Raw genomic sequence first — 235 nt, forward strand, 5'->3', positions numbered from 1 at the left:
GCACCGGCCCGATCCATGTCTGCGGCGCGGAGCCGGGTGATGTGCTCGAGGTGCAGATCCTCGATATCTGGCCGCGGCCCTCGGCCAATCCAGCCTTTGCCGGCAAGTCGTTCGGCAGCAACGCCGCCGCATCGTGGGGCTTCCATTACAAGGATCTGCTCACCGAGCCGAAGCCGCGCGAGGTCGTCACGATCTACGAGGTCGACGCAACCGGCGAGCGCAACTGGGCGCGCGC

The 235-nt window shown here is 67.7% G+C and carries 1 protein-coding gene; it reads left to right on the plus strand.

From position 1 onward, the window contains the following. Positions 1-235, plus strand: a 235-nt coding sequence (locus tag FNJ47_RS49005; protein WP_175068546.1) for an acetamidase/formamidase family protein, incomplete at both ends; no start/stop codon positions are given.

It is taken from the genome of Bradyrhizobium uaiense (assembly GCF_010811875.1).
Lineage (GTDB): Bacteria > Pseudomonadota > Alphaproteobacteria > Rhizobiales > Xanthobacteraceae > Bradyrhizobium > Bradyrhizobium uaiense.